Source organism: Kitasatospora sp. MBT63, from assembly GCF_000710465.2.
Taxonomy (GTDB): domain Bacteria; phylum Actinomycetota; class Actinomycetes; order Streptomycetales; family Streptomycetaceae; genus Kitasatospora.
Genome location: NZ_JAIZ01000628.1, coordinates 47,998 through 52,360, shown reverse-complemented (window position 1 = coordinate 52,360; position 4,363 = coordinate 47,998). Strand labels below are relative to the sequence as shown.

At 76.0% G+C, this 4,363-nt stretch carries 4 protein-coding genes; 3 read left to right on the top strand and 1 reads right to left on the bottom strand.

Annotation, left to right across the window (positions count from 1 at the left end; genetic code table 11):
• Positions 1-522 precede the first annotated feature (522 nt).
• Positions 523-768, top strand: coding sequence for a hypothetical protein (locus AA75_RS32965; RefSeq protein WP_149038514.1), 246 nt, complete (start codon positions 523-525; stop codon positions 766-768).
• On the top strand, positions 765-1,742 hold the full coding sequence (locus tag AA75_RS32960) for a hypothetical protein (RefSeq protein ID WP_033824003.1): 978 nt from the start codon (positions 765-767) through the stop codon (positions 1,740-1,742). Before AA75_RS32965 ends, AA75_RS32960 begins: the two co-directional genes overlap by 4 nt.
• Before the next feature lie 198 nt (positions 1,743-1,940).
• Here the strand turns inward: AA75_RS32960 and AA75_RS32955 are convergent, their stop codons facing one another.
• Positions 1,941-2,813, bottom strand: coding sequence for a hypothetical protein (locus AA75_RS32955; protein WP_033824002.1), 873 nt, complete (start codon positions 2,811-2,813; stop codon positions 1,941-1,943).
• Between the two features lie 386 nt (positions 2,814-3,199).
• Between AA75_RS32955 and AA75_RS32950 the strand changes: the two genes are divergently transcribed.
• Complete coding sequence (locus tag AA75_RS32950; protein WP_033824001.1) at positions 3,200-4,276, top strand: hypothetical protein; 1,077 nt, start codon at positions 3,200-3,202, stop codon at positions 4,274-4,276.
• Positions 4,277-4,363: the final 87 nt, after the last annotated feature.

Below are 4,363 nucleotides of genomic sequence, written 5' to 3'. Positions count from 1 at the left end.
GGGCGGCCGGGGCGGGTGTGCGGCGGCGCCCGGCGGGGTGAGGTGTGCGTCTCGTGCCGGCGGGCGCCGCCGCAGGTCAGAGTAGTGCGGCAGGAGGCCGGGCCGCCGGGTAAACCACGTTCTGAAGGCGCCGGGAGAGAGTGACCGTCAGGGCTCGTCCCGGCAGTCGTCGGCAGGCCGGCGCTGGTTGCCCGGCATGACGTCGCCGGCCCCTCCTCGGTCGATTGAGCGTGCGGTGGCCCGCGGGCGCGATCGGCGGCCGACAGCGCCGGGCGCTGGCTCGGGCGCGGACAGGATTGCATCAATGCGCCTGCCAGGAGAGGGGTCGCGTGTCCGCTGACCTGCGACGCCATGGCGTACCGCAGGATCTCGCCCGCGAAGACGTCGTCATATCGGTGCCCGGAACGAACTCGCGAGGACCGGGCTTGCAGCGGAAGGTAGGTCATCGACAAGGTCCGGACGACGGACCGGCGCCGGGGCGGCATCCGCCCCGGCCGCCTCTACCTCCCCTTTGGAGCATCGGTGTTCCCTTCTCTGTGCGCACCCGCTGCAGTGCGCGGCCTGCGGTCCCGTCTGAGCCCGCTGCCGTGGTGGCGCTTCGGCCCCGACACGGTCGTCGTCGTGGTGGTGGTCGTCCTGCTCTCCGCCGGCCGGTCCGTTCCCGAGGCCTTGGCCGTCGTGGCCACGGGCGCCCTGGACCGCCTCCTGGCCCGGGCCGGTACCGTCGGCGCGGGCCAGGGACGTCGCCGCGACCGCGGTCGGCGGTGACCGTGGCCCGCACGGCCGAGCCCCTCCACCCGGACGCGGGCCCCCGCCTGCGCGCCCTGGTCCGCCACCTGCTGGAGCTCAAGCGCCGCAGCGGCGTCGGCTTCCGTGAACTGGCCAGACGCACCGAGGCGCTGGCTGCCCCCGGCGGCCCTGCGGACAGGGCTCCGTCGGGAACGGCGGTGGCGCTGTCGGCCTCCACGCTCAGCCGGGCCGTGACAGGCGCCGGCGTCCCCTCGCGGCAGACCGTGGAGATGTTCGCCCGGGCCGCCTTCGCGTCCCGGGCGGGGACGGCGCCCGGGCCCGCGGCCGGCAGCCCCGAACCGTACGACCAGTGGGTGCGGCGCAACTCGGCCGGGGACCCGCAGCGTGTCCGGGAAGCCTGTCGTCGGTGGGACGCGGCCCGCGTCGAGCGGACCCCGCGCGCGGACGCCGCACGCTACCGGCGTCCGCACCAGGTGCGCACGACCGCCGCCCTGGGACAGGGCCTGTCCCGTATGCGGGCCGGCCTGACCTACCGCGACATCGAAAACCGCACCGCGCGGCTCGGCCACCGGGTCGGCAGGAGCACCGCCCACCGGCTCCTGGCCGGGCTCGCACTGCCGACCTGCGATCAGATGGCCGCGCTCCTGGCCGTGTTCGGCGTCACCCGGGGTTCGGACGCGTGGTTGCGCACGCGGGACCGGCTGGCGGCCCGCGGCACGACGGACGAGGTCGCGCCCGGCCACGCCGGGCCCTGGTACGGCTGTTTCGACGGCCACCCGGACGTGCAGGCGGCGCAGGACAGACGCGACAACGACGAGAGGATCAAGGTCCTTGTCAACGGGTCCCGGCCCGAACTCGACGGGTACGACCAGATGCTGGCCGACCAGGAGGAGAACGAGCGCCGCGCCCGGGAGCAGCGGCTGCTCGAGTGGGCCGAGGAGATGGACCACGGGGCATGGACGGCAGCCCTGGGGGCCGGGCACCGGGGGTGACTACCCGGGAGCGCGGGCCGGCCACAGCCACGGCCCGGGTCGCGGGCCCGGTGAGCTACTCATCGGGCACCGGCCGTCGGTCGAGGGACACCGGCGAGCGGTCCGGCGGCCGTCGCCGGGTCGTATGTCTCGGCACGGGGGCTTGTAGAGACCGGATCGTCGCAGCTCAGTGGGCAGGTGCTCCGGACGGGCGGGTCGTCAGCCGGGCCGGGCCCCGGGGGGAGGATCGCGGCGGTGCTGTCCGTGCCGGTGCTGCTGGTGGGTGTCGGTCGCCGGCCGGTGTACCGGCGGGAGGGGTGGTGTTGCTGCGGGCGGGGCGGGGGTGTTGCGCTGCTCGCGCAGCCGGGCCGCGTGGGCGGCCAGGTCGGCCACGCGGTCCGCAGCGTTCACGGGCTCGGGCCGGGCGGCCGTCGCCGGGCCTGCCCGCGCGGCGGGTGCGGGCGCGTGGTCGGCGACGACTCTCAGGTAGTGCCCGGTGGGGAGCATGGCGCGGGCCGCGGCCCCCATGGGGCGGCGCTCGACGCGGGCGGGCAGGTCCGCCGTGACGGCCTCGACCGCGCGCAGCGGGTCCGCGCTGTCGTGCAGGATGAGGTGGGTGGCGTGGCCGCGACCGAGATCGGCGACGGTCAGCTCGTCCACCAGGCCGGCGTCGACGGTGGCCGCCCACGGGGCGAGTTCGCGCAGCATCGCCGCGCTCGACCGGGTGGTGGTGGTGCGGTCGTCGGGATCGGGGCGGGTCTGCCACGGTGTGACGGCGAACGCGAGGAGGCGGATCCCGCCGGGGAGTTCGGCCTTGATGCCGTAGCTGTGGCGGCGGCCGACGATCTGGCGGAAGGCGGGGTCGTCGGCGGGCAGCGACGCCTCGAGGCGGTCGATGCTCACCCGCTGGTCGGCCATCGGCGCCGCCGAGGTGCCGGTGAGCTGGATCGTGGAGGTGGCGGGCCGCAGGGTGACGGCGAGCGGCACGAGCTCCCCCGCGCGCTCCATTACCGCGGCCGCCGCCAGCAGGAGCTCGGCCAGACCGGGCCCCGGCGGTGCGTGCCCGCCGGTATCGATGTCGGCGTCCGCCACCGTGCCCCCTGTCCCGGGTCGACGGCCGCGGGGTCCCGGCACCTGGCAGGGGGGTGCGGCCGACAGCAGGATGTGCGGCGGTGGGCCGGCGGTTCGACGCCCGGCAGCGGGTCTTCCCGCCGGGCGGGAATCCGGCGCAGCGGATCCCGCGGGCCGGAACCGGAACCGGCCGCAACGCCCCCGGCGGCGCTGCCCGCGCTCGTCGGTTTGGGAACCGGTCCTCCCGTGAACCGACGAGCGCGGGAGGACCATCAACACCCCGGCCCCACACGTGAAACGCGCGCCGGGTTCCGCCGGGCCTTCGTCTCCTGCGGATCGGGTGCACCTGGTGGTGCGGAAGCCGGGGTCCGGTGACTCCTGTCGGACCCAGGTCCTAGGGTGTGCCGATGATCTTCCGGAGGAAACCGAAGGGCCAGGCCCTGGCAGGCGCGCTGGCCGAGCTGGAACAGGCCGTGGACGCCCGCGATGGTGCCCGCACCGAACGTGCCTTCAACACCGCGATGCGTGTCGTGCAGTCGGCGCCGGACACCGAACGCGCCGAGGCCGGCCCCCGGCTGGCCGCACTGCTCCCCGCCTTCCCGCCCACCGGCCCGCGTCCGCTGCTGGCGACGGCGGCCGGCTTCTGCGTGGAACGCGGCGCCGACCCCGCGGCCTGCGCGCAGCCGATCCTCGACGGCACCCGCCAGGACCTCGCCGACGCCCTGGAGTTCGCCCGCCGCTGGCACGCTGGCGGTGCGGGGGACGAACTCCCGGAGCCGGACGAGCAGATCATCGACGACGCGCTGCTGGAGCGCCTGGGCGCGGAGCCGGACCAGGCGCTGCGGCTCGCCCTGGCCTGGTGCTCCATCGAGCAGTGGCAGCCGCCCGCGCTGGCCGTACTGTGCCGCAGCACCGAGGTGCGCCGCCGCCACGCGTCCGCGCTCCTGCCCCTGTGCCGCGACCTGGCGGCCCTCGGGCGGCACGATCTCACGTGCCTCGCCCACGCGCTGGCGGTCCTGGACGACGAGCCGATCGTGGTGCTGCACCGCCCCACCGGGACCGGCTACGAGGTCCGCATCGGCGGCATCGGCGACAACTTCCAGCTGCACATCCTGCTCGCCCACGTCCTCGTCGGCGGCGGCCACCTGCCCGGCACCCCGCCCTCGGCCGAGAGCGTCCGCCTCGCCACCGACCCCGAACCCGCCCAGGGGCGCAGCGGCACCGCCGCGGCCGGGGCGTTCGAGCTTCTCGCGCCGGACGGGGAGCGGATCTGGAACGAGGGGCTGCCCGACGACATCCCCGTGGTGGAGGGCCGGCGCCTGCTCGTGCTGGACGAGCCGCTGTACCCGCGCACCTGGAACGCCGACCGCTTCTTCCCGCTGCTCCCCGGCACCGCCGAACTGACCCGCGTCCTCGACAATGACGAGACGCGCACCTGGTTCACCCGCACCTCACCGGCCGGCGAGACCCTTCGCACGTCCTGACCCGGCCCGCCCGGGGCGGGAACCCGCGACACCGAACGGCTCTTGGTCGTTCCTGCCCCGGCAGGTGACCACCCGTCGGAGACCGCC

Bases quoted from the DNA above. Each gene is read 5' to 3' on its own strand.
- AA75_RS32950 (WP_033824001.1), top strand. From the start codon at position 3,200: ATGATCTTCCGGAGGAAACCGAAGGGCCAGGCCCTGGCAGGCGCGCTG.